Annotated in this window: 22 protein-coding genes; 13 read left to right on the forward strand and 9 right to left on the reverse strand. The window is 66.5% G+C overall.

The genetic code is table 11. The features are described 5' to 3' along the window. Window positions 1-5: 5 nt before the first annotated feature. From SR3_RS21065 to SR3_RS21085, 5 genes are all read right to left on the reverse strand, one after another. The gene (locus SR3_RS21065; RefSeq protein WP_068090390.1) at window positions 6-656 is read right to left on the reverse strand and encodes an NrsF family protein; all 651 of its coding nucleotides are present in this window, start codon (window positions 654-656) and stop codon (window positions 6-8) included. Next, complete coding sequence (locus tag SR3_RS21070; RefSeq protein WP_218018865.1) at window positions 649-1,248, reverse strand: RNA polymerase sigma factor; 600 nt, start codon at window positions 1,246-1,248, stop codon at window positions 649-651. Before SR3_RS21070 ends, SR3_RS21065 begins: the two co-directional genes overlap by 8 nt. Window positions 1,249-1,330: 82 nt before the next feature. Then, entirely contained in the window at window positions 1,331-2,566 is a 1,236-nt protein-coding gene (locus tag SR3_RS21075; RefSeq protein ID WP_068090394.1) for a protein-disulfide reductase DsbD family protein, read from the reverse strand. Between the two features lie 31 nt (window positions 2,567-2,597). After that, entirely contained in the window at window positions 2,598-3,155 is a 558-nt protein-coding gene (locus tag SR3_RS21080) for a peroxiredoxin (protein ID WP_084455785.1), read from the reverse strand. A gap of 123 nt (window positions 3,156-3,278) precedes the next feature. Then, window positions 3,279-3,878, reverse strand: coding sequence for a hypothetical protein (locus tag SR3_RS21085; protein ID WP_068090398.1), 600 nt, complete (start codon window positions 3,876-3,878; stop codon window positions 3,279-3,281). Between the two features lie 345 nt (window positions 3,879-4,223). Between SR3_RS21085 and tenA the strand changes: the two genes are divergently transcribed. Then, window positions 4,224-4,895: a thiaminase II gene (gene tenA / locus SR3_RS21090; RefSeq protein ID WP_068090400.1), complete on the forward strand. Its 672-nt coding sequence runs from the start codon at window positions 4,224-4,226 to the stop codon at window positions 4,893-4,895. A 78-nt stretch (window positions 4,896-4,973) separates the two neighbouring features. Here tenA and SR3_RS21095 read toward each other — a convergent pair whose 3' ends face one another. Beyond that, entirely contained in the window at window positions 4,974-5,609 is a 636-nt protein-coding gene (locus SR3_RS21095; protein ID WP_068090408.1) for a TetR/AcrR family transcriptional regulator, read from the reverse strand. A gap of 106 nt (window positions 5,610-5,715) precedes the next feature. Here SR3_RS21095 and SR3_RS21100 point away from each other — a divergent pair, with 106 nt between their 5' ends. The 8 genes from SR3_RS21100 (at window position 5,716) to SR3_RS21135 (ending at window position 15,413) form a co-directional block, all read left to right on the forward strand. Then, entirely contained in the window at window positions 5,716-7,203 is a 1,488-nt protein-coding gene (locus SR3_RS21100) for an efflux transporter outer membrane subunit (RefSeq protein ID WP_068090410.1), read from the forward strand. Continuing rightward, on the forward strand, window positions 7,196-8,341 hold the full coding sequence (locus SR3_RS21105; protein WP_068090412.1) for an HlyD family efflux transporter periplasmic adaptor subunit: 1,146 nt from the start codon (window positions 7,196-7,198) through the stop codon (window positions 8,339-8,341). The genes SR3_RS21100 and SR3_RS21105 overlap by 8 nt, the downstream gene beginning before the upstream one ends. A gap of 2 nt (window positions 8,342-8,343) precedes the next feature. Next, window positions 8,344-9,891 carry a DHA2 family efflux MFS transporter permease subunit gene (locus SR3_RS21110; protein WP_068090414.1) on the forward strand — a complete coding sequence of 516 codons (1,548 nt, stop codon included), beginning with the start codon at window positions 8,344-8,346 and terminating at the stop codon, window positions 9,889-9,891. 177 nt (window positions 9,892-10,068) lie between these two features. After that, window positions 10,069-11,058 (forward strand): L-histidine N(alpha)-methyltransferase, encoded by a 990-nt coding sequence (egtD, locus tag SR3_RS21115; protein ID WP_068090419.1) that lies wholly within the window; start codon window positions 10,069-10,071, stop codon window positions 11,056-11,058. A gap of 4 nt (window positions 11,059-11,062) precedes the next feature. Then, a complete protein-coding gene (gene egtB / locus SR3_RS21120) occupies window positions 11,063-12,349 on the forward strand; it encodes an ergothioneine biosynthesis protein EgtB (protein WP_157099014.1) in 1,287 nt (428 codons plus the stop codon). A 32-nt stretch (window positions 12,350-12,381) separates the two neighbouring features. Then, on the forward strand, window positions 12,382-13,626 hold the full coding sequence (locus SR3_RS21125; protein ID WP_068090423.1) for an MFS transporter: 1,245 nt from the start codon (window positions 12,382-12,384) through the stop codon (window positions 13,624-13,626). Window positions 13,627-13,639: 13 nt separating this feature from the next. Then, a complete protein-coding gene (locus tag SR3_RS21130; RefSeq protein ID WP_068090425.1) occupies window positions 13,640-14,368 on the forward strand; it encodes a glutathione S-transferase in 729 nt (242 codons plus the stop codon). A 334-nt stretch (window positions 14,369-14,702) separates the two neighbouring features. Beyond that, window positions 14,703-15,413, forward strand: a complete 711-nt coding sequence (locus tag SR3_RS21135; protein ID WP_068090427.1) for a hypothetical protein — start codon at window positions 14,703-14,705, stop codon at window positions 15,411-15,413. Between the two features lie 35 nt (window positions 15,414-15,448). On the opposite strand, the gene SR3_RS21140 is transcribed toward SR3_RS21135, so the two are convergent. After that, on the reverse strand, window positions 15,449-16,225 hold the full coding sequence (locus tag SR3_RS21140; RefSeq protein WP_068090428.1) for a SpoIIAA family protein: 777 nt from the start codon (window positions 16,223-16,225) through the stop codon (window positions 15,449-15,451). 82 nt (window positions 16,226-16,307) lie between these two features. Continuing rightward, window positions 16,308-19,148 (reverse strand): DUF3857 domain-containing protein, encoded by a 2,841-nt coding sequence (locus tag SR3_RS21145; protein ID WP_084455787.1) that lies wholly within the window; start codon window positions 19,146-19,148, stop codon window positions 16,308-16,310. Between the two features lie 193 nt (window positions 19,149-19,341). Here SR3_RS21145 and def point away from each other — a divergent pair, with 193 nt between their 5' ends. Further along, window positions 19,342-19,881, forward strand: a complete 540-nt coding sequence (gene def, locus SR3_RS21150; protein WP_068090445.1) for a peptide deformylase — start codon at window positions 19,342-19,344, stop codon at window positions 19,879-19,881. 197 nt (window positions 19,882-20,078) lie between these two features. Continuing rightward, on the forward strand, window positions 20,079-22,748 hold the full coding sequence (locus tag SR3_RS21155; RefSeq protein WP_084455788.1) for a TonB-dependent receptor plug domain-containing protein: 2,670 nt from the start codon (window positions 20,079-20,081) through the stop codon (window positions 22,746-22,748). Between the two features lie 138 nt (window positions 22,749-22,886). On the opposite strand, the gene pobA is transcribed toward SR3_RS21155, so the two are convergent. Then, the gene (gene pobA, locus SR3_RS21160; protein ID WP_068090432.1) at window positions 22,887-24,056 is read right to left on the reverse strand and encodes a 4-hydroxybenzoate 3-monooxygenase; all 1,170 of its coding nucleotides are present in this window, start codon (window positions 24,054-24,056) and stop codon (window positions 22,887-22,889) included. A gap of 78 nt (window positions 24,057-24,134) precedes the next feature. On the opposite strand from pobA, the gene SR3_RS21165 reads away from it, so the two are divergent. Beyond that, entirely contained in the window at window positions 24,135-25,046 is a 912-nt protein-coding gene (locus tag SR3_RS21165) for a helix-turn-helix domain-containing protein (RefSeq protein ID WP_245654033.1), read from the forward strand. An 81-nt stretch (window positions 25,047-25,127) separates the two neighbouring features. Continuing rightward, window positions 25,128-25,382 (forward strand): aldehyde dehydrogenase family protein (locus SR3_RS21170; protein ID WP_157099015.1); only part of this gene is annotated, 255 nt, incomplete at its 3' end.

Genomic DNA, 25,382 nt, shown 5'->3' on the forward strand with positions numbered 1-25,382 from the left:
CCGATTTAGATCACGATCAGGCGGCGTCCCAGCAGGGTGGTCAGGCCCACGATGGTCAGCCCCGCCGCCAGATGCATCACGAAATCGATGGGATGCAGCGATCCGGGGTGGCAGAAGCCCAGCAGCCCGGCGACCAGAAAGGCGATGCCCGTGCCCGCCAGCGCCAGCACCCGCCCCGGGCGCAAGGCCCGCGTGCGGCGCAGCGCCCAGATCACCATCGGCATGATCGGCGCGCTGCCCAGCATCATGAAGGTGAAGCAATACATGCCCGCTCCGGGCCGGATCGGATGCGGCGGCGAAACCACGACGTTGGCGATAGAGATCGTCAGCCACGCCAGCACCAGAGCGGCCAACACGCCCCGCCCGCGCAGGCCCTGCCCGGCGATGCTTGCCTGAAACGCCAGCACCAGCGCGCCCGCGCCGATGCAGAGCGCCAGCGGGATCTCCATCATCGACCACATCATCATGGGCGCATGCCAGTCAGGCTGGTAATGCGGGATCAGCCGCGTCATCGCAAAGCCGCAAGGCAGCGCCAGCGCCGCCCAGCCCAGCGCCCGCATGGCCGCAGGACGGGGCCGCCGCACCGGCGTCAGCGAGGCGCTGAGCTGGTCGATCAGATCATGGTTGGTGGCCGAGCCGGCCCCAGAGTCAACCATTGTCGCCCACTCCATTCTGGCGCAATTTGGCGAAAGCACGATGCAGCAAGGCCTTCAGGGCCGGCACCGACTGGCTGGTGGCCTGCGCGACATGATCCAGACTCATCTCTTGCAGTTTCACCATCTCAACCGCCTGACGCTGCCGGGCAGGCAGGGTGGAGAGCAGCTGGCTCACCTCGCCCTGCACGGCGAAATCTTCCATGCGCGCGCCCGCATCGGGGTCCAGTTCCATCGCCAGCACGGTTTCATCCCAGATTTCACGGCGCTGCACGCGGCCCTGGCGGCGCAGCGCATCCACGGCGCGGGTGGCGGCGATCGCCGCGATCCACGGCATCATCGGCCTTGCCGGATCGTAAGTGTGGCGCACGCGGTGGAGCGTCATCAGCACCTCCTGCACCACATCCTCGGCCAGAGCCTCATCGAACACGCGTCGGCGCACCAGCGACTGGATCGCGGGCATCAGGCTGCCCAGCAGCAGACGATAGGCCTGCTGGTCGCCATCCTGCGCCTTGCGCATCAGCGCGGGCCACAGGGCGGGTTCAGCGCGCCCTATCGCCCTGCTCTTGCGGTCTATGCCATCGCGTGCCGACACATTGCTCACCCTGACCCGTCGCCCGGCCCCACGGCCAATCCGGGCATCTGCGGCAAGAGGCAAGGCGGATGCAAGCGCCATTTCACGCCTTACCAGAGGCCTTGTTCAGCGCATCGACCAGCAGGCTCCTGCTCAGCACCTGCGGCAGGATCACCGGCTCCTTGCCATCGGCGGGGTACAGCACCGTCAGCGGCAGGCTGTCGCGGCCATAGGCGGCCATGGCGTCCTGAATTTTCGCGTCGAACTTTGTGGAATCGGCGACCATATAGGCCGTGCCGGTGCGGGCCAGAGCGGTCTTCACCTCGGCCGTGGACAGCGTGGTCTTTTCATTGACCTGACAGGTGAGGCACCAGCTGGCGGAAAAATCGATCAGGATCGGCTTGCCCTGCTTGCGCAGCGCCGCGACCTTCTCGGGCGACCATGCGGTGGGCGCGGCATCGGCCAGCGCGGGGCTCGCCTCGGCATGGACGGGGATGCCGCCCGCGGGGCGCAGAATGGCCAGCGCGATCAGCGCCGCCACCGCGCCCGCCGCGCCATAGAAGCCGCCAAAGCCCTGCCCCATCATGCGGCGTTTCTGCCCCACGCCATAGAGCCATGCCGCAAAGCCCAGCGCCACGAAACTGGAGAGCAGCACCAGCAGACCGTCATTGCCTGCCTGCTGGGCCAGCACCCAGGTCAGCCATGCCGCCGCGCCGAACATCGGGAAGGCCATCACCGCCTTGACCGTGCCCATCCATGCGCCGGGCTTGGGCAGGCGCCGGGCAAGGGCAGGCACGAAGGAGATCAGCGTGAAAGGCGCGGCAAAGCCCAGCCCCAGCGCGGCGAAAATTCCCAGAGCCGCCAACGGCGGCTGCACCAGAGCATAGCCCAGCGCGCCTGCCATGAACGGCCCGGAACAGGGCGTGGCCACCACGATGGCCAGCACGCCCGTCAGCGCCGCGCCCAGCGGGCCGGAACGCTTGCCGCCGGTCTGACCGATCTTCTGGATCGCCAGACCGAACTCGAACAGGCCCGCCAGATTGAGGCCCGCACCCAGCATCACCAGCGCCAGCACGGCAATCACCAGCGGCGACTGGAGCTGGAAGCCCCAGCCCACCGCCGCGCCGCCCGCGCGCGCCGCGATCAGCGCGCCGGACAGCGCCAGCATGGCCGCCATCACGCCGGCGAAAAAGGCAAGCCCTTCGGCCCGCAGCTGCCCGGGGTGTTCGTCACCATGGCGCACCAGCCCCATGATCTTGAGCGAAATCACCGGAAACACGCAGGGCATCAGATTGAGGATCAATCCGCCCAGAAACGCGGACAACAGAGCTACGAGCATAAGGGCCTGCCTTCTTTACCAACCGCGAGTCTTACGAATGCTTGGCGCGCCAGGCCTTCACGGCTTCCAGCGACTTGGTGATGTGCTGTTCTGGATTGCGGTCGGTGTAGGCGAGCAGGATCTTGCCATCGGGCGCGATCACGTAAGAGGTGCGGTCCGACAGGGTCTTGCCGCCAAACTGGATCTGGTTCTTGTAAACCGCCGCGATCTTGGCGTCAGGGTCGGCGGCGACGGCGAACTTGTCGCGGCATTCCACCTTGGAGAATTCGGCCACGCGGTCGATGTTGCCGGCTGTCACGCCGATCACCGTGGCATGCAGCTTGTTGAAGCTGTCGGTCGCCTCGGCGAAGGAATGGGCCTCGATGGTGCAGCCGGGGGTGAAGGCCGCCGGGAAGAAATAGAGCACCACAGGGCCCTTCTTGAGCGCCTGCTTGAGCGAGAAGGGCATTTCCTTGCCGCCCAGCGCGGCCTTCAGCGTGAAATCGGGGGCCTTTTCGCCCACCTGCAGCGCGGCAGCGGCGGGCATGGCCGCCATCAGCGCCAGCGAACCACCCAGAGCCAGGGCGAAACCACGAGCGAAATTTTTCATCACGATGCTCCCATCAAGCGATGGGGCCGGCTTGCGGTGTCGCGCCAGTCCCCATCATGCTGTTCGACGGGAGGGGAGGAAAAGTTGCGGTGCTGGTTCAGAATTTTTTCGCCCGGGCGCTTTTCAGCCCTGAGCCGCCTTGATGGCGTGAAAGGCGCCGCCCATCAGCCGGGTGACTTCATCCGCGCTCAGCACATAATGCGGCTCGTAACTCAGGCCCAGACGCGCGGCATGCTTCCAGCGGTCGACGAACAGCGCCTTGCCGGGGCCGAACGCCAGATCCACATGGCGCGAAAGCGCGGCAGGCCCTTGCGCCGAATAAGCCAGACGGAACAGCGCGATATCGATGATGATGTCCCCCACCATCAACCAGGCATGGCCGTTGAACGCCGGAGTCTCGACGGCAAAGGCCTCAGCCGGATCGAAGGCGAGGCGGTCGCCCAGCACGGGCACGCCCTCCACCGCCAGCGTTCCGGCCACCACATAGGGCTTTGCGGAAAGTGCATCTTCCAGCCGCACGGCCAGCGCCGCGCTGATCAGCGGCGCCTCATCGGGCGTGGCGGGAAAGACGCGCTGCAGATCGAACCCGGCTTTGGCCACCTTCTCCCCATCGGCGGGGATCAGCGTGGAGGATTTGAAGGCTTTGGCGGCGGCCCAGCCGTGATGGAGGGCAACGAATTTGCCCAATTGGGCGAGGTCTCTGGCAATCGGCGCTTTGGTCATGGCGGGCGCCTCTAAAGCATCCCGCGAAAAAGTGGGAACCGGTTTTTCGCAAAAAACGATGCGACGACACAAACCACGCTCTGGCCAAACCGCGCGCTGGCCGCCGCGCCGCCAGAGCTGCGCTGCCTGCGCCAAGCCGAACGATGATTCCACTTTGCGCATCGACTGTTTCACTTTTCGCATTTGCAATATCGACGCTGCAGCGCAATAAGGATCACGCCTTTCAGGCATCCTCTCCCAAACTTTCAAAGGCCCGGTCCCAGGACCGGGCTTTTTTTTCGCCATCGACAGGGCGCAAAGGCTCGGGCATGCGGCCCGCAGGCTTCCACGGGAAAGGCACGGCTCATGAGTTTCTGCGACACCATCTGGCAAGAGCTGGCCCCGCTGCGCCGCGCCATCCTGGCCCAGCCTTTCCTGAGCGAACTGGCCGATGGCACGCTCCATCCGGACAGCTTCCGCCACTATATCCTGCAAGACAGCCTCTATCTGGCCGACTACGCCCGCGTGCTGGCCATCGCCGCCGCCCGCGCGCCCTCCGCCGCCGGACGCCTTGAGTTTTCCTACGGCGCGAAGGTGGCGGTGCAAGTGGAAGAAATCCTGCATCAGGGGTTCTTCGCGCAATTCGGCGTCACCCCCGCCATGGCGGCGGCGGCGGAACCCTCGCCCGCCTGCCTTGGCTACACCGGCTATCTGGCCAGTCTGGCCGCCACGCGCAGCTATGAAGAGCTGATCGCGGGCATTCTGCCCTGCTTCTGGGTCTATTGGGAGGTGGGCTGCGCGATCAAGCCGAAAGCCGCCTCGCCCAATCCTTACGCCGCATGGATCGACACCTATGCCGCCCCCTCCTTCGGCGAGGCGACAGACCGGGTGCGCGCTCTGGTGGACGAGGCGGCAGCGCAAGCCTCGCCCGCGATCCGTGACGGCATGGCCAAGGCCTTCCGCACGGCGACGCGCTTCGAGTGGATGTTCTGGGATTCGGCCTATCGCCGTGAAGGTTGGCCGGTGGGGTTCGACTGACGCTGAAAGGCGCAAAGCATGGCGCGAGGGGCAGCCCCCTTGCGCTCCCAAGCCTTCGTCCACCTGCGCAAGACAGGCTCAGGCGACCCGCTTCACCTCGGCGTCATCCACGGCATAGAGGCGGAAGAACAGATCGGTGATCTTTTCCGGCGGCGGCGGCTGCATCGCCCCCTGCGGGCAGTTGAGCCCCAGCAGCACGCGCTGATGCGAAATGCCGGTGCAGAGCGAAATCAGCACCTGCGCCATTTCCAGCGGCGTGCCGCCGCGCAGGCGTCCGGCGGCCTCATGGGCGCCAAGAAAGGCGACCAGCAGAGCCTGCACCACGCCGGGACCACGTTCGTAGAAAATGCGACTCGCCTCGGGCGCCCTGGTGCCCTCGCCGCACAGCAGCTGATAAAGCGCCACCGACTGCGGTTCGCGGATCTTGGTCATGAAGCGGCGGCAAAAACTCTCGATCGCCGACCGCAAGGATACGCCGGGATTGAGCACCTGCACCAATTCCGAGCGAAACACCTCGGTCTTATCTTCGACACAGGCCGCAAACAGTTCTTCTTTTGAGGAAAAATAGCTCCACAGCGTGCCCTTGGAGCCACCCAGACGGGCCGCCACGGCAGACATGGTGGTGCCTGCATAGCCATGCTCCAGAAAGCACTCGCCGGCGGTGGCCAGAATGGCGGCGCGCCGCTCTCCCCGGCGCTCTTCTCTTTTGCTCATACCCGTATCCATACATTCCTTATGCCGTACTATATAGTATGATTATGGGTTGACAAGCCCCTTATCAGCGTCGATATGCGGCGTACCCCATAGTACGGTAAAACTTATGAAGCACCCCCCACTTCGCTCCACGACCATCCTCTCCGCCCTGCTGCCGGTCCTTTTGGCCGGCTGCGTCAGCGTGCCGCCGCTGCCTCCCAAGCCGGCGCCCGCCCCCATCTCCGATTTCGCAGCGCAGCAGACGCTGGGCGCGGCCACTGCTGCAGATGCACAATGGCCCGCTCAGGACTGGTGGCACGCCTATGGCGACCCCCAGCTCGACGCGCTGATCGCTGAAGGCCTGCAAGGCGCCCCCGATGTGGCCGCCGCCGTCGCCCGCCTGCATCAGGCGCAGGGCTATGCGCAGCAGCAGCGCGCGCCCCTGCTGCCCAAGATCGACGGCCGCATCATCGGCCAGGAAACCTACGCCAAGGACTTCCCCGGCGGGTTGCTGTCCGACGGGTGGAGCGGGGTGGGCGCCGATGTGCTCCAGCTCAGCTTCGACCTTGACCTGTGGGGCAAGAACCGCGCGGCTCTGCGCGCCGCCAAGCTGGAAAGCACGGCTGCCGAGCTGGATGTGGCGCAGGCCCGCCTGACGCTTTCGACCGCCATCGCCAGCTCCTACGCCGATCTCGCCCGGCTCTATGCCGAGCGCGATGTGCAGGATGCCTCGATCCGGCTGAAGGAAACGCAGGCCCAGCTCACCAGCGACCGCGTGACCAACGGCCTCGACACGCAGGCGGAATTGAAGCAGGCGCAGGCCGCCGTGCCCGCCGCCCGCGAGCAATTGCTGCAGATCGACGAGAACATTGCCCTCACCCGCAATGCTCTGGCCGCGCTGCTGGGCAAGGGGCCGGATCGCGGCCTCTCCATCGCTCGTCCCACGGTGCAGATCGCCGCGCGCGGGCTGCCGGCTGGCGTCACCACCGATCTGATCGCGCATCGCCCCGATGTCGCCGCGGCGCTGGCCCGCGTGAAGGCCGATGACGAGCAGATCAAGGTCGCCCGCGCCGGTTTCTACCCTGCCGTGTCGATCTCGGCGCTGGCGGCGCATCCGGCCATTGGCCTTGAAAACCTCGTGCAGGGCAGCACCCTGCTGGGCGGCGTCGGCCCGTCGATCTCCATGCCGATCTTCCATGCCGGTGAGATCAAGGGCAAATACCGCTCGGCCCGCTCGACCTTCGACGAGGCGGTCGCCACCTATGACAAGACGGTCGCCACCGCCTTCCATGACGTGGCCGATGCCGCCGCCAGCCAGCTGATGCTGACACGGCGGCTGGACCAGAGCCAGCAGGCGCTCACCCAGTCCGAGGCCGCCTATGACGTGGCCCGCATGCGTTACGAGGGTGGCCTCTCCACCTATCTCAATGTGCTTTCGGCGCAGGAGGCCGTGCTGACCGCGCGGCGCACCCATGCCGATCTTCAGGCGCGTGCCTTCACGCTGGATGTCGCGCTGGTGCGCGCTCTGGGCGGCGGGCTGAGTGCCTCCGTCGCCAACAACACCCCTTCTGCGGCCCCCACCGCAAACGCCCCCAAGGATGCAACCCATGGCTGAAGCCGATCTCAACTCCGCCTCGCAGTCCCAGGACGATGCGGCCCGCAAGAACCGCCGCAAGACGCTGCTCACCGGCATCGCCGCCGCTGTCGTGGTGGCCGGTGTGGTGGCCGGTGGCTGGTATGTGCTGGTGGGCAGCCGCCATGTCACCACGGACAACGCCTATGTCGGCGCCGACACCGCCACCATCACCCCCATGGTGGCCGGCCAGATCGCCGAGGTGGACGTGCAGGACACGCAGGTCGTCCACAAGGGCGACGTGCTGGTGCGCATCGACCCGCGTGACGCCCAGATCGCGCTGAACCAGGCCGAGGCGGACCTTGCCAAGGCCAAGCGCCAGTACGGGCAGACCACCTTTGCCGGCAAGGCGCTGGCCACGCAGATCAAGGCCCGTCAGGCCATGATCGTCAGCGCTCAGGCCCAGCTGTCCTCGGCGCAGGCTGCTTATGAAAAGGCCCGGATCGATCTGGACCGCCGCCGCGCGCTGGCCCCCAAGGGCGCCGTTTCGGGCGACGAGCTGACCATCGCCACCAACGCCTATGCCGCCGCCAGGGCCAGCCTCGAGCAGGCGCGCGCCGCCGTGGCGCAGGCCGGATCGGACAAGGGCGTGGCGCAGGGCAACTTCTCGGCCACCGACGCGCTGATCACCGGCACGACGCTGACGAACAACCCCGATGTGCTGGCCGCGCAGGCCAAGGTCGATCAGGCCAAGCTGGATCTGGAGCGCACCGTGATCCGCGCGCCGGTCGATGGCGTGGTCTCGGGCCGCAGCGTGCAGGTTGGCCAGCGCGTGGCGGCGGGCAACACGCTGATGCGCGTGGTGCCGGTGAACGCGCTCTATGTCGATGCCAATTACAAGGAAAGCCAGCTCCAGAAGGTCAAGCCCGGCCAAGCGGTCGAGCTGACCTCGGACCTGTATGGCAGCGGCGTGGTGTTCCATGGCAAGGTCGCCGGTTTCTCGGGCGGCACCGGCAGCGCCTTCGCGCTGATCCCGGCGCAGAACGCCACCGGCAACTGGATCAAGATCGTGCAGCGCCTGCCCGTGCGCGTGGTGCTCGATCCCAAGGAGCTGGCGGATCATCCGCTGCGCGTCGGCCTGTCGATGGATGCCGACATCAACATCTCCAGCGGGAACTGACCATGGCGCAAGCGGCTTCGAGCAAGCCGGCGCTGCCGCCCGATCAGGTACTTCAGGGCTCATCCCTGCTGATCGCGGCCTTCGCGCTGGCGCTGAGCAACTTCATGGTGGTGCTCGACACCACCATCGCCAACGTCTCGGTGGAGCATATCGCGGGCGGCCTCGCGATTTCCTCCAGCCAGGGCACGTGGATCATCACCTCCTATTCGGTGGCCGAGGCGGTCTGTGTGCCGCTGACGGGCTTCCTTTCGATGCGCTATGGCGCGGTGAAGACCTTCATCATGGGCATGGCGGGCTTTGCGGTGTTTTCCGCGCTGTGCGGCCTGTCCACCTCGCTGCCCATGCTGGTGATCTGCCGTCTGGGGCAAGGCTTCTGCGGCGGCCCGCTGATGCCGCTGACCCAGACCCTGCTGCTGCGCATCTTCCCCAAGGAGAAGCACGGCGCGGCGATGGGCATGTGGGCGATGACCACGGTGACGGCGCCAATCCTGGGCCCGATCCTTGGCGGCACCATTTCCGACAACTGGTCATGGCACTGGATCTTCTTCATCAACCTGCCCGTGGCGGCGGTCTGCCTGTTCATCTCCATGCGCTATCTGCGTGCGGCCGAAACGCCCACCAGCCAGCCGCGCATCGATGTGGTGGGTCTGGCGCTGCTGGTCGGCTGGGTGGCCTGCCTGCAGATCATGCTCGACCTTGGCCATGACCGCGACTGGTTCAACAACAACTTCATCCTGACGCTGGGCATTCTGGCGGCCATCGGCTTCCTGGTCTTCTGCGCCTGGGAGTTCACCGACGCCCATCCGGTGGTCGATCTGCGGGTGCTGCGCCATCGCGGCTTCACCGTGGCGACGCTGGCCATGGCGGCCTGTTTCGGCACCTATTTCACCTCGGCGGTGATCATTCCGCAATGGCTGCAATCCAGCCAGGGCTACACCGCCACCTATGCCGGTTATGTCACGGCCTTCTCGGGCATGTCGGCGGTGGTGATGTCGCCACTGGTGGCGCGCTGGGTGACGCGGGTGGATCCGCGCCTGCTGGTGTTCCTGGGCATCTTCTGGCTGGGCGCCACCACGCTGATGCGCGCCCACTGGAACAGCGGCGGCGATTTCTGGACCTTCGCCTGGCCGCAGCTGCTGCAGGGCATCGGCCTGCCGCTGTTCTTCGTGCCGGTGACGACCATTGCGCTGGGCGCTGTCAGCCCCGAGGAAACCGCCTCCGCTGCCGGTGTGATGAGCTTCCTGCGCACGCTGTCGGGCGCGGTGGCGACCTCCATCGTCACCACCGCCTGGGACAGCGACACGCGCATTTCGCGCAACGAGCTGGTCTCGCAGATGAACAGCGGGCCGACGCGTGACGCGCTGGATACGGCGGGCTTCTCGCTCGGCCAGATCCGCGGCATGATCGAGCAGCAGGTCGCCACGCAGAGCACGGCGGTGGCCACGACGCATATCTTCCTGGCCTCGTCCTTCCTGTTCTTCGCCTCGGCGCTGATCATCTGGCTGGCGCCGCGTCCGCGCGGCAAGGTGGACACCAGCGCAGCGCATTAACCCTTTTACCGTCTTTACCGTCCCCCCGCGTCAGGCCCGGTTCTCCATTCGGTGGAGCCGGGCCTGATTGCGTTAAGCTGAACGGAACCTAATCCCGGCCCTGCTCGTTGAACATTGTGCAAGCGGTCCACCGCAGCCACCGGGGCGCCCTGGCGCCCCAAGCAGAAGGCGACAGGCATGCCAGATCTGATCGAAGCCCTTTCCCCCGAACCCGCTTTCCAGATCCAGCCCGACCCGCCATCTCCCTTCCTCGAAGCCTTGCTGGACGGTCTTTCCCGCCCGCAAAAGGCGATTCCCTGCCGCTTTCTCTATGACGAGGCCGGGTCGAAGCTGTTCGACGACATCTGCCGCCTGCCCGAATATTACCCCACCCGCACCGAGACCGCGCTGCTGCGCGCCCATGCCCCGCAGATGGCGCGGCGCATCGGCGCGGGCGTGCGCTTTATCGAACTGGGCGCGGGATCGGGCGGCAAGGCGGAGTTCGTGCTCGATGCGATGCATGCGCAGGGCCTGCCGCCTTCGGCCTATGTCTGCCTCGATATTTCGCCCGTGCCGCTGGCTGCCACGGCGGAGGCCATCGAACAGCGCTATCCGGGCCTGCCCGTCACGGCGGTTTGCGGCGATTATCTGGGCGAGCTGGATCTGCCCGCATCGCAGGCGCGGGATCTCTGCTTCTTCCCCGGATCGACCATCGGCAATTTCGAGCGGGCCGAGGCGCGCGATTTCCTCGCCCACTGGCGCGAGAGGCTGTCTGCGGGAGCCATGATGCTGATCGGCGTGGATCTGAAGAAGGACATCCCCACGCTGGAACGCGCCTATGACGATGCGCAAGGCGTCACCGCGCAGTTCAGCCTCAATGTGCTGGCCCGCGCCAACCGCGAACTGGGCGCCAATTTCCAGACCGCGCGCTTTCGTCACCGCGCGCGCTACAGGGAAGACCCCGGTCATATTGAAATCTCGCTGGTCAGTCAGGATGCGCAGACCGTGGCGGTGGCCGACAGCCTGTTCCATTTCGCCCCCGGCGAGGCGGTGCATATCGAAAACTCCCACAAATACAGCGTGAATGAATTCGCCGCGCTCTCGGCCAGCGCGGGTTTCGATGTCGATGCCGTCTGGACCGATCCGCGGCGCTGGTTCAGCCTGCATCTGCTGCGCGCGCGGGATTGACCCGATGGCCACCACCCTTCCTGCAGGGCGCATGACGCAGGATCATCCCGCGCTTGCCGAGCATTACACGCAGGTCCGCGCCCTGACCGAGGCGCTGGTTGCGCCTTTGTCGGATGCCGATGCCACGGTGCAGTCCATGGCGGATGCCTCGCCCGCCAAATGGCATCTGGCGCATACCACATGGTTCTTCGAGACCTTCGTGCTGCGCGACCATGTGTCCGCCTATCGCCTGCATAACGCCGACTGGCCCTACCTCTTCAACAGCTATTACGAGGCCGAGGGACAGCGTCTTCTGCGCTCGGCGCGCGGCATGCTGTCGCGCCCCTCGCTGGCCGACATCCTGACCTATCGCGCGGTGGTGGATCAGGCGCTGCTGCGCGCCTTGCCTCACCTGTCCCCCTCGGCGCTGGAGCTGGTGCGGCTGGGCTGCCAGCATGAGCAGCAGCATCAGGAACTGCTGCTGACCGATATCCTCCACGCTTTCTCCACCAACCCGCTGGAACCGGCCCTCTGGCCCGGCCAGCCGTCCGCCACCGCCACGCCGCACCCGCATGGCTGGATCGCCGGACGCGCGGGTCTGGCCGAGATCGGCCATACGCCCTGCCAGGGCCGCTTCGCCTTCGATTGCGAGGAGCCCGGCCATACCGCCTTCCTTGCTCCCCACGCTCTGGCCGACCGCACGGTGACCAATGGCGAATGGCTCAGCTTTATCGAAAGCGGCGGCTACGTTGACGCCCGGCTGTGGCTTTCGGATGGCTGGGCCTGGCGTAAGACGGAAGGCATCGCTGCGCCCCTCTACTGGCGACAGGATGATGACGGCTGGAGCCAGTTCACGTTGGCCGGGCGCCAGCCACTCGATCACGCCGCCCCGGTCTGCCATATCAGCCTCTATGAAGCCGATGCCTTCGCCAGCTGGGCCGGGGCGCGCCTGCCCACCGAAATGGAATGGGAGGCCTGCGCCAGGGCCTATGATCCGACGAAGGGCCATCAGCTGGATGCGCCCGGCCCCGGCACGCCCCCAGCCGTGCGCCCCATCGCGGACAAAAGCCCCGCCTTCTTCGGCAATGTCTGGGAATGGACCGGCAGCGCCTATCGCCCCTATCCCGGCTTTCGCGCCGCGCCCGGCGCGGTGGGCGAATACAACGGCAAGTTCATGAGCGGGCAATTCGTGCTGCGCGGCGGCAGTTGCGCCACGCCGCGCGGCCATCTGCGCGCCTCTTACCGCAACTTCTTCTACCCCCATCAGCGCTGGCAATTCATGGGCCTGCGTCTGGCGCGGGATCTGGCGTGAACGCACACCCCCCGGCTCTATCGCGCAGATCGATGGCGGTGGCGGCGCTCTCCACCGTCGTCGAGTGGTATGATTTCACGCTCTATCTCTATTTCGCCACGATCCTGTCGCGCAGTTTTTTCGGCCCCGGCGCTCAGGCGCTGGGCGAGACGCTGGCGGGCTTCGCCATCGCCTATCTGATGCGGCCCCTGGGCGCGATGGTCTTCGGCCATTTCGGGGACCGGCATGGGCGGCGCCAGACATTGCTGCTCTCCATGGCGCTGATGACTCTGGCCATGCTGCTGACGGCCTGCCTGCCCACCCGCAATCAGGCCGGGCCGATCGCGGGCGGGCTGCTGCTGGGGCTGCGCTGCCTGATGGGCTTCAGCGTGGGCGGCGAATACACCGGCGTCGTCACCTATCTGCTGGAGGGCGCGCCAGAGCATCGCCGGGGCCTGATCGGCTCGCTGGCGGCGGCGGCCAGCGAGGTTGGCGGCTTGCTGGCCGTGGCGGTCTGCGCCTTGACGGCGGGCGCGATGGATCAGGCCAGCCTTGACGCATGGGGCTGGCGCATCCCCTTTCTGATCGGCAGCGTGCTGGCTGGCGCGGTGTGGCTGGCGCGATCCTCCCTGCCCGAACCGCCGCTGTTCGAGGCGCAGCGCCACAAGAGCGATGCCTCCCCCCTGCGCCACGCCCTGCGCCATGAGCGCGGCGGGATCGCCCGGGGTTTCGCCATTTCGACGCTCGGCTCGATCACCTATTACGTCGGCATCACCTATGTGCCCGCCTATCTGCAAAGCGTGGGCTGGCGCGCGGAAAGCACCGCGCTGGGCCTCTCCACGCTGGCCGCCGTGGTGGTGATCGCGGTGACGCCGCTGGTCGGCGCGCTGTCAGACCATATCGGCCGCAAGCCGGTGCTGCTGGCGCTCTGCGCGGGCAGCGTGGTGCTGCCCGCCGCCATGTTCGCCCTGATGGCGGGCGGCGATCCTGTAACGGCGGCGGCAGGCGCCTGCGTGCTGGCCGGGCTGGCCGGCGGGGTGAGCGCCGTGGGCGCCGTCGCCACCGCCGAGCAATTCTCCACCACCAGCCGCCTGAGCGGGCTGGCGCTGGGGGCCACCAGCGCCACCGCCCTGTTCGGCGGAGCCGCGCCCTATGCCGCCCATGCCCTGCTGGGCGCCACCCATTGGGCCGCCGCGCCCGGAGCCCTGATCGCCGTGGTGGCGCTGGGCGTCGCCCCGGTGCTGCTGCGCGCGCCCGAAACCGCTCCTGTGGAAACGCCGGGCATAGCACCAGCATGATAAGGGACATCCCATGGCTGACTACGATCTCTACTACTGGCCCGTGCCCTTTCGCGGCCAGTTCATCCGCGCCATCCTCACCTTCGCAGGCAAGACATGGCGCGAGCAGGATGCCGACGCCATCGGCCAGATCATGGGGGTCGCCCCCGGCAAGCAGCCCATCCCCTTCATGGGCCCGCCGGTGCTGATCGATCATGCCCATGGCTTTGCTGTGGCGCAGATGCCCGCCATCGCGCTCTATCTGGGTGAGACGCTGGATCTGTTGCCCGCCACCCCTCAGGCCCGCGCGCTGACGGCCAAAGTGGTCAACGACGCCAATGACGTGCTGGATGACATGACCCGCGACGGCGGCAGCCAGATGTGGGACGATGACTCATGGCGAGCCTTCCTGCCCCGCCTGCAACGCTGGATGACCATCTGGGACGCCACCGGCGCCCGCCATGGCCTGACCCTCACCGACGGTTTCCTGCTGGGCGCCCATCAGCCGGGCGTGGCCGATATCGTCACCGCCACGCTGTGGGCCACGATGGGCGACCGTTTTCCCGATCTGGCCGCGATGCTGCGGCAGACCGCGCCCGGCATCGCGGCGCTGACCCGGCGGATGCAGGCCTGGCCCACCCTTGCCAGACTCAGCCGCGAGAGCCGCGAGACCTATGGCGATAGCTGGTGCGGCGGCCAGATCGAAGCATCGCTGAGGCGCGTGCTGAAACAGGACGAAAAGCACCATTCCGGGGCCCAATAGGGCTCCGGTCCTTGTGGCCGCATCGTTCTCGCGAAAACCGGTTCCCACCTTTTCGCACGATGCCTTGAGGGAACAATCACCCTGCCCCGGCGTCTCTTCTTCGGATGCGAGGCATCCATATGACCCCCGATCAAGCGAAAGCCTGCGTGTCCTGGCGTGACCCCACGCCGGACACGCTTTTTCGTATGGGACGGCGCGGCGCGAGTCCGCAGGGAACCGCCACTCATCCTGTCAAGCAAGGGTTTGGCTTGCATCAGGCCGCTTTACGCGCATATCCGCAGGTGACAGCGCCGCTCCGCACAGGGGCGAGGGCGGCGATGCGAAGGGACGAAGCATGTTTGGTTTTCTGAAGCGCCTGTTCTCGGGCTGGGGCAAAAGCGCCGAAACGCCGGAGGAATACACGCCGGAGCCTTTCGCGCCTTCTCCGGTTGCGCCTGAACCTGTCGCGGTCAAGCCGGTCGCTGTTGAACCCGTCACCATTGAGCCGGTCATCGTCACCCCGGTGGAGGCCCAGCCGGTCATCCCCGCGCCGATGGCTCCGGAGCCGGTGGTCATCGCCCAGCCCTCGCCCAACCCTGCCGCGCCCGAACCTGCCGCCCCCGAACCCTATCTGCCCGAGCCTGTGGCGCCCCCGCCCACCATGCTGCTGGGCGACGAGCCCCTGCTGCCCGGCGACACCGAAAGCTTCGGCATGGTGCAGAGCGTGGGCAATCCCGACGCCTATATGATCGGCCTGATCGGCGAGCAGGACCATGCCGCGGCCGTTCAGGGCCTGCGCCCCGGCCTGCCTGTCTCGCTGGAGCTGGAGGCCGACAATCCGCATGACAATGCCGCTATCGCCGCTGTCGATCTGCATGGCCGCGTGATCGGCTATGTCGGGCATGACAGCTGGCTGCGTGAGGCGATCTATGGCTCGGGCGTGGGCTTCAAGGCCCGGGTGCTGGCCGTGGAAATGGGCTCGCGCGGCTTTCGCGAGGTGGTGCTGGAGGTCGAGCCCAGCGAGGAACCCCTGCGCGAAAGGCGCTATCAGCCGCCCCGGACCTGAAACGAGGCCTGATCTGAAACAAGGTCCGACCTTAATCAGCCCTTGCCGTTCATCTCCATCAGCCAGATCCGCGCGGCGGCTTCCTCGTCCGCGGGGAAATACCGCAAGTCCATGGTCAGCAGCGGATCGGCCAGAGCGGCGACCCGCGCCATCCAGTCCGGCCCGCCCACCAGCGCATAACGCGCGACATGCCGCAGCAGCGACAGCTTGAGCTCCACATATTTGGGATTGAGCAACAGGGCCGGATCGAAACCCTCATAGTGGTGGACCTTGGCCAGCAGGCGCAGCGACCGTCCCTCGCCGCCCAGCCGCACGATTGTGTCGGCCAGCGCGTCCACCGCTTGCGGGGTGATGCGCCCGTTGAGTTCGATGGTGATGATCCCCTGCCCATCGGCCCCTGTCACCTGCAAAGCCGGTGGCTGCGGATCGCTGACATCGCCCCGCGCCCATGCCAGCGCATGGTCGCGCTGCCCGGGGCGATAGACGTGATAGGTCACAAAGGGCAGCAACGCGCTTTCAATGCGCGAGGCCGCGCGCACCCAGCTCTGATCGCTGACGATCGCCACCCGCCCGAACTGGTGCAGTTTCGTGAGATAGCGCAGCCCATGGCGCAGATCGCTCAGCCATGCATCGGCGGGCATGCCGGTGAAGTTGCGCACCTCCACAAAGAGATGCACCTTCCCGCCCCGCGCGAAAGCGGCATCGAGCAGGCCCATCGCCCGATCGACATCCTCCTTCTCCAGCCCGCCCTCGATGGTGAGGGCGATCACATCCGCAGGCAGATCACCGGTTCCGGGGGTTTCGCTCAGCATCGTCTCACACCTTTTCACGCAGCGCCTGAGTCAGGAGGCGATGGTGAGCGCACAAGTTCCCCCGCGCAACAGCAACCCGCGCCTACCAGCGCAGGCCGAAGCTGGCGTAGAACTGATCGATGGCCGGAAACAGCAGCCGCGCCGCCGCCAGATCGCGCCTGGCCGCCTCGGCGTCGCCCGCCTCGCGCTGGGCCAGAGCACGCAGGAAATAGTCGGCGGCATGGCCCGGGCGCAGATCGAGCGCCTGCGTGAAATCGGCCACGGCCTCCCGGCCATGGTGCTGCCGCAGCTGAATCAGCCCCCGGCTGCCCAATGTTGGCGCGGTGCTGGTGCCGCCGATCTGGATCGCCCGGTTGCAATCGGCCAGCCCCGTGTCGAGATCGGTGTTCAGCAACCCCTTCACCCAGCAGCGATCCCCCAGCAGCCCGGGATTGCCCGGCCGCCGGGCCACCGCGGCATCGATCTCCGCCATGGCGCCCGCCTTGTCGCCGCGCCTTGCCAGCACCTCGGCCTTGCGGGCGTGGTAGAAGGGCTCCTTCTCGCCGGGGTTGGTCAGCAGGCCGTTGAGCCGGTCCAGCGCCTCGTCAACGCCCCCGGCCCAGGCCTGCACATAGGAGAGGCGGTTGAGCGTGGCCTGATCGGCAGGATCGAGATCATAGGCCGCCTTGAGATCGGCCACCGAATGCACCTTGTCGCCCAGCAGTTCATAGAGCGTCGCGCGCTGGAGATAGAGCTGCCTGTCGCCCTTCAGCTCCAGCGCCTTGTCCAGATCGGCGATGGCCTTCTGCCGTTCGAGGATTTCGCCATAGAAGGCGGCGCGCAGGCGATAGCGCTCGGCATCATCGGGCTTTTCGGCGATCCATGCCGCCAGATTGGCCTGGGTGGCATCGAAAAGATGGTCGCGCTTGGCCGCCTCGACATTCTGCCAGGGCGCGGGATAGCCCGCATCGGTGCGCAGGCGCGGCATGCGGGCGATGAAATCGGCATCGGCGCGGCGCATGGCGGGGATCTCGGCGGCGGGCATTTCGCCCCCGCTGCGCAGATTTTCCAGCGTCAGGCGCCACACGCCGTCCTTCAGTTCGGCATGGACGCGGCTGCTGCCGCCCATCGGCAGGCTGCGCTGCTGATCGCCCTCGCCGGGCATGAAGATGCCCTGCCCGCCGCGCGGCAGCTGGAACGTCTCAACCGTCACGCCATGCTGCGGATGCCCCAGCGCGACGGGGATGGTCTGCCAGATCGACCGGCTGCGATCCGGATAGGACGAGGCCACCACCAGCTTGGGATCGAAGCTGTAGCGGTTGTCGGCCCGCGTCCAGTCGGAGAGGACCACGCCATTGGCGGTGATGGTGCCCTCGCCGGTCTGCGGATCATAGACAAGCTGCGGCTGCACGAACATGCGCCGCCCGCCCGCCGAGGCGCTGGCCAGCACCGCGCGCAGCACCGTGGCCTTGCCCTCGGCATCCAGATTGCCCAGCCCCGCGCTGATCTGCCCGATCGCCGAGCCGCGCAGCGCCAGCGAGACGCGGAAGGGCGCCATCAGCCCCACCCCGGCGCGCAAATCGACATCGTAATGCACCTCGGCATTGGGGCGGGCGGGCGGATGCAAGGGGGCCTGCAACAAGTCGGCGCTGCCATTGGCGCGCACCGGCAGCACCCAGCCATAGGCGGGCACATCGTCGAGATCGGCCTCACGCGTGCCCAGCCCGGTGCCGTCCAGCCACAGCACTTTGCCGCCGACATGGGCCAGCACCATCACATGGTCGAACGCCGCCATGGAGGGCAGGCTGTCATGCACGCGGTCGCCATGGCTCAGACTGGCCATGGCGGGCTCGGCCTCGATGCCCAGCCTGTGGAGCACCGCCAGCAACAGCAGCGTCTTGGCCTTGCAATCGCCATAGCGCAGGGCCCAGGTCTTCTCGACCGGCTGGGGCGTGTAATTGCCGCCGCTCATCGTCACCGCGAAATAGCGGATCTTGTCCTGCACCAGCTGCAGCGCCAGAGCGGTGCGGCGGCGCGGATCGGGGCTGGCCGCCGCGATGCGCGCGATCTCCTGATCCAGATCGCCACCCTTCGTGATCGCGGCGGCGGGCGCGTCCACCCGGTAGAGCGGGGCCATCACCTTGCTGACATCGCCCCAACCGGCAAAATCGGAGAAATAGGCCACCGCCTGGCGCTCGAACCGGGCCGGGGCCTGAGGGGCAAGATCGGGCTGCCGGGCCACGGGCAGCGTGACCTGCCATTCATGCCAGCCCGGGCGCGTGCTTTCGGTGGGGGTGACGCCATCGAGATCGGTCTTCCAGCGGACCTTATCGGCATCGCTCCACAGCACCCGCACCCGCCCGAAGCCGAGCTGCACCGGCTGGGCCAGCAATTTGGCCCCGGTGCTGATATGGCCCTGAAGCGCGGCATCCTTCGATGTCACCGAAAAACGCGTTTCGATGACATCGCCGACCTGCAGCCCTTCCAGCGAGAGCGTGGCGGTCAGCGTGCCATCCAGCTGGAGCGATTCCAGCTTCTGCTCGCGGCGCAGCACGGTGTAGCGCGCGCCGGTGGCCAGCACGTCGATCGGCTTGCCGCCGCGCAGGATCGTCACGCTGTGGACGATCAGATCGCCATGTTCGGGCGCCCAGTTCAGCGTCAGCGTGCCCGCGCGCTGCAGGCCTTCGGGCGTGGCGACACGCACGGCGGTGGCGGCATAGGTCCAGACCTCGCCATGGCTGATGCGCTGCTGCTCGTCGAAGAGGCGCAAGGTGGACTGGCCCGCCCCGCTGGCCGCGGCGGCCTCCTGAGGCGTGGCGATCACCCAGTCGGGCGCGGGCTGATAGAGCGGCTGGTCCCCGGCCCAGGCGGGCGCGGCGGCGGAGGTCAACAGGGCAGTCAACAAGGCAGTGGGGATCGAAAGGCGCGCAGGGGGGAATCGCATCACGGTCTCTCCGGGGCATGGCAAGCAGGCCACCCCGGCGGCCGACCTATCCCGCGCCGGAGATCATCGCATTTTCGGATAAGTTTCAAGCCCTTTTGCCTTAGGTATCCTTGCATAGGCGGCGGCGCCCACCGGCCTCTCGCGCCGGCGGGCGAGGCATGGCATGATGGCGGGGAACAAGAAGGACAGGGCCATGATCCGCGCGATCCTGAAAATGGGCGATCCGCGCCTGCTGCGCGTCGCCAGACCGGTGGAGGATCTGCAGGATCCCCAGCTGCGGGCGATCATCGCGGATATGTTCGACACGATGCATGCCACCCATGGCGTGGGTCTGGCCGCGCCGCAGATCGGGGTGGACCTGCGCCTGATGATCTTCGGCTTCACGGCCAGTCCGCGCTATCCCGAGGCCGAGCCGGTGCCCGTCACCACGCTGATCAACCCCTGGCTGGAGATCCTGACCGAAGAGACCGAGGATGGCTGGGAGGGCTGCCTTTCGGTGCCCGGCATGCGCGGCACGGTGCCGCGTTTCACCCATATCCGCTATGGCGGCACGCTGGAGGATGGCACCACGCTGACGCGTGAGGCGCATGGTTTCCACGCCCGCCTCTTCCAGCATGAGTTCGATCATCTCGACGGCATTCTCTACCCGCAGCGGATCAGGGACATGACCCGCTTCGGCTTTATCGAGGCGCTCTTCCCGGACAGTCCGCTGGCCGCTCTGGAAGCGGATTGAAGGCCATCCGGGCCTAAAACGCGGCTTATGAGTTTTTCTCAACCGACGCGCTCGCGCCGGGCGAACCGGCCTGAACCCTCGCCTTCCCCACCATGACCTAGCGATCCTTGCCCCATGGCAAAAAAAACTCTCGTGACAATAATCTATTATTCCTATCACCAAGGTATGGTATTTGTGCACTGGGGTTTCGCATCATCATGGTATCATCATTGTTCACGGCCCGGCCTTTCGCAGGCACACGGGCGGGCCGTCATGCCCGGCGACCATCGTCCTTTCTGATCGGCGTCGGACTCTTCGCCCTGGCCGCCGGGGCGGCGCATGCCGAGGATGCCCCGGCTCCGGCCTCCGCCGCCGATCCTGCCGCCGCCGTTGAGGGCAATGGCGAGACCATCGTCGTCACCGGCAGCCATGGCGCGGCGCGGGCGGCGGAAAAGAGCCTGGTGCCGATTTCCGTCGCCAGCCTCGATGACCTCGCCCGCTCGGGCAAGCAGAACCTGCGCGATGCGCTGGCCGAGGTGTTGCCCTCCTATCAGGTGCAGGCGGGCGGCTATCAGGGCCAGCAGGGCGCGGGCGTGCGCGGGGCAAGGCTGCGCGGGCTGGATGCCAAGGACACGCTGATCTTGGTCAATGGGGTGCGGCGGCATACCTCCTCGCTGCTGGTGGGCGGAGCCTCGCCCACCGATCTCGATCTGATCCCTTCCAACGCCATCGAGCGGATCGAGGTGCTGGGCGATGGCGCGGCCTCGCTCTATGGCTCGGACGCCATTGCCGGGGTCATCAACATCATCCTGAAAAAGACCGCGCAGACCGGCGGCGGCTTCAGCGTCTATCTCGGGCAATATGGCCAGAGCGTGGGCGATCAGGCAGACCTCTATGGCCGCACCAAGAATGTGCAGTTCCATCAGGGCTTCAAGCTGGATGACGCGGGCAGCTTCATCAACGTCAGCGCCAACGCCCAGCTGCAGGATGGCACCAACATCTATCCCGGCTACAAGGCGGCCAACATCAATGACCGCACCAGCCTGCTCTATCCGCTGCAGGCCAATGGCACGCTGGACCCGCGCGAAACCAGCCAGAGCCGCTATCGCCAGATCATCGGCCTGCCGGCATCGCGCACCTATTCCTTCGCCGCCAACAGCGAGATCGCGCTCAATTCCGATCTCACCTTCTACAGCAACGCCACCTATGCCTGGCGCTATTCCTCGGGGCCGGGCTATTTCCGCACGGCATCGAACCAGTCGGTGGCGGCCAGCACCACGCCCAGCCCGCAAGACCCCTTCGCCAATGCGCCCTACACCAGCGGCGCGCTGGTCTTCCCCGATGGCTATCTGCCCCGCTTCGACGATCAGGAAAGCGACTTCCAGTTCGTGGCGGGGCTGAAGGGCACGCTCTCGGGCTGGGACTGGAATCTGAGCAGCGGCTATGGCAGCGATCACGCCCGCATCTTCACCAAGAACAGCATCAACGTCTCGGCAGGGCCCGCCAACTGGGGCCAGCGCGATTTCTACGATGGCGCGCAGACCGATGGCCAGTTGCTGACCCAGCTGGCCCTGTCCAAGAAGTTCGACCACGGGTTGTTCGGGCGCGCGCTGAATGTCTCGGCGGGGGTCGAGCATCGCTATGACCGCTTCACCAAGACGGCGGGCGAGTATCTCTCCTATTACGCGGGGCCATGGGTGTGGCCGGCGGGCACGGGCAATGCGGGGGTGCATCCCAATCTGGGCGCTCAGGGCATGTCGGGCAACACGCCCGATTCAGCGGGGGCATGGGGGCGCAACAACATCGCGGCCTATGTGGAGCTCAACCAGCAGCTGACCGACAAATGGACCGTCGATCTGGCCGGGCGCTATGAATATTTCACCGATTTCGGCAGCGCGCCCTCGGGCCAGATTTCCACGCGTTACGAATTCAGCCCGGCCTTTGCTGTTCGCGGCAGCTTCGGCAATGGCTTTTCCGCGCCCACCTTGTTGCAGTCGCATAATGCCACGCAGGCGGGCTCCTATTCGGTGGACAGCAATCCGGCCAACCCCACCTATGGGCAGTATATCCAGCAATACACCGTCACCACCAACGCCGATCAGGCGACCGGCAAGGCCACGGGCATCCAGCCGTTGAAGCCCGAGCACAGCCTCAACGCCAGCGCGGGCTTTGTGCTGAAACCCTTCGCGCATACCACGCTGACGCTGGACGGCTATCTGATCGACATCCGCAACCGCATCGTTTCGGCCACCGCCAATGTGACGAATGGCTCAGCGCTCTACAATCTGCTGATCAATCAGGGCATCTACAATGTCACCAGCATCGCCTTCAATCTTAATGGCGCGCATACCTTCACCAAGGGCTTCGACCTGCGGCTGGAGCACAGCGACGAGCTGGGCAAGGCGGGCACGCTGCACTGGACGCTGACCAGCAATGAGAATGTCACCACGGTGAAGAACTATTCGCCGCTGCCCGCCGTTCTGGGCACGGCCAGCGCCGGCACCTTGCGGGTGTTGCAAGGCCAGTTCACCAGCTATTACCCCAAGAACATCACATCGCTGGCGCTGCGCTGGGAGGTGGGCAAGCTCAACGCCTGGGTGAAGGAAACGCGCTGGAGCTCCACCACCTATCTGGGCACCACGGCGGCGCTGGACCAGCATCAGGCCGCAGCCTTCACCACCGATGCCAGCCTGAGCTACGACTTCACCCCGCAAATCCGCTTTACGGTGGGCGGCAACAATGTGTTCAACAAGCGGCCCGACCGGCTGTCTTCGGCGGCGCAGGCCTTGCAGTTTATCTCGGCGACAGCGGTGGCGCCGTATAATTCCTATGCCGCCTTCGGGCAGGATGGCAGCTATTACTATGGCCGCCTCGATTTCAAATGGTGAGGTGATGGGGGCCATGCCCGGTGCATTTGACCCGATACTATCGGATCAAATGCACCAGCTTTTTGTTGGTCACGTTTTCCGAGTCGTCGGGTGTTGTCACCCGACTTGAAAACGCTCCGGGCATGGCCCCCAACCCGCCTACACCGGCAGGCCGACGTAATTTTCCGCAATCGAGGTCTGCGCCGCCTTGCTGGTGGAGATATAATCCAGCTCGGCCACCTGCATGGCGCGCTCGAAGGGGCCATCCTCGGGGAAGCGGTGCATCAGCTTGGTGAGCGACCAGCTGAACCGCTCCGCCTTCCACACGCGGGCCAGCGCCTTGTCGGAATAGCCCGCCACGCCCTCGCCATCCTGACGCTTGAAGAAAGCGGTCAGGGCCTGCGCGGCGTAATGCACATCGCTGGCGGCCAGATTGAGGCCCTTGGCACCGGTGGGCGGCACGATATGCGCGGCGTCTCCGCAGAGCAGCAGGCTGCCATGGCGCATCAGCCCGAAGACATAGGAGCGCAGCGGCGCGATTGATTTCTCGATCGAAGGCCCGCGCGTCATCCCCGCCGCCGCCTGAGGGCCAAGGCGGGTGGCCAGTTCGTCCCAGAGGCGGTCGTCGGACCAGTCCTCGACCTTTTCGGTCAGCGGCACATCGACGTAATAGCGGCTGCGCGTCGGGCTGCGCATGCTGGCCAGGGCGAAACCGCGCTCATGGTTGGCATAGATCAGCTCGTGATAGCAGGGCTTCACATCGGCCAGAATGCCCAGCCAGCCGAAGGGATAGACCCGCTCGAACTCTTGCGCCTTGCCGGCGGGAATGGCCTTGCGGCTGGGGCCGTGATAGCCATCGCAGCCCACGATAAAGCGCGCGTCCAGACGCTTTTGCGCACCATCCTGCGTGAAGGTCACATAGGGCGCATCGCTTTCCAGATCGTGCAGCGCCACATCGCCCGCCTGATAGATCACCTCCAGCCCGCGCGCGGGGGCCGCTTCCATCAGGTCGCGGGTGATCTCGGTCTGGCCATAGACGGTCACATGCTTGCCCGTCAGATTGGCAATGTCGATGCGGATCAGCCGCTCGCCATCGGCCAGGTTGAAGCCATCCTCCACCAGACCCTCGGCCTTCAGCCGTTGGTCCAGCCCCAGCCGCTGCATCAGGCTGACGGTGATCTCTTCCAGCACGCCCGCGCGGATGCGGCCCAGCACATAATCGCCGCTCTGGCGCTCCAGCACGACGCAATCCACGCCCTCGGCCTTGAGCAGATGGCCCAGCAACATACCGGCGGGCCCCGCGCCAATGATGGCGACCTGGGTCTTCATATCCTCTCTCCTGCCATGCCGCCTCTCAAAGGCAGCGCTTGCCCAAAACTTGACACCGCGCAGCCACAGGCAGAAGGGATGGGCCAGACATTGTATTGGTACTTTCCGGACATGCGACCAACGCCTCCCCCCATCCCCACCTACGGCCTCTACAGCGATGGGGAAGCGCAGAGCAGCGCCGGTTTCGTGCATATCGAAACGATTGCGATCCGCTCCAGCCTGCATGACTGGGAGATCAAGCCGCACCGCCATGACCATGGTATTCAGGTGCTTATCGTCAAGGAAGGCCATGCCGATGTGACGCTGGATGGCGAGCAATTCGCGCTCCCGCCCCCCGGTTTCGTCACCGTGCCGGTGGGCAGCGTGCATGGCTTCCGCTTCCGCCCGGATACGGTGGGCCATATCATGACGCTCTCGCAGGATTTCCTCACCCGGGCCCATGGCCCCGAGGATCCGCTGCGCCGCTGGCTGACCACCGGCGGCCACGGCGCCCTGCCCGCCCCCGCTATGGCCCGCATCGCCATGCTGGCGGGCGAGATGCTGGTGCTGATGCAGGACTGGCAGACCCAGCCCGCCCTGATCCACGCCCTGGCCGAGGCGCTGGTGCGCAGCCTCCCCGCACCGCAGCAGGCCGATGCGCACAATCGGGATGACCGCCGCCTCACCCAGTTCCGCCATCTGATCGAAACCCATCTGCGCGACCACCACCCGCTGGAGTTCTACACCACCAGCATCGGCTGCACGCCGCGCACGCTGAGCCGGTTGTGCCGGGCGCGGCTGGACTGCAGCCCGCTCGATCTCATCAACCGGCGCCTCGCTTTGGAGGCGCAGCGCCTGCTGCGCTACACCAGCGCCAGCGTCGAGCAGGTGGCGCAGGAGCTGGGCTTTGGCGACCCCTCCTATTTCTCGCGCTTCTATCTGCGCATGACCGGCCATCGCCCCCGCATGGAGCGCGACAGGCCTGCGGAAACCAGCCCACCGCAAGGCTGAAACGCACCCCACAAAAAGGGGCTATGCGCGGCCCCAAATTACGCTATCAATCATAGCTAAATGAACTCTGGGAGAGTCGAGATGGAATTTACGCGCCTTGATCCGCTGACGGGGGCGGTTGCCTCCACCGCCACGGCGATGACGCCCGCCGATGCCGCCGCCATCGCCGCCAAGGCCGGCGCAGCTCAGCCCGCCTGGGGCGCCATGGGGCCGAACGCCCGCCGCGCCGTGCTGGCCAAGGCGGCCGATGCCCTGCTCGCCCGCAAGGACGCCTTTGTCGAGGCAATGATGGGCGAGATCGGCGCCACCGCCGGTTGGGCGATGTTCAACCTGACT

It is taken from the genome of Novosphingobium rosa NBRC 15208, assembly GCF_001598555.1.
Lineage (GTDB): Bacteria > Pseudomonadota > Alphaproteobacteria > Sphingomonadales > Sphingomonadaceae > Novosphingobium > Novosphingobium rosa.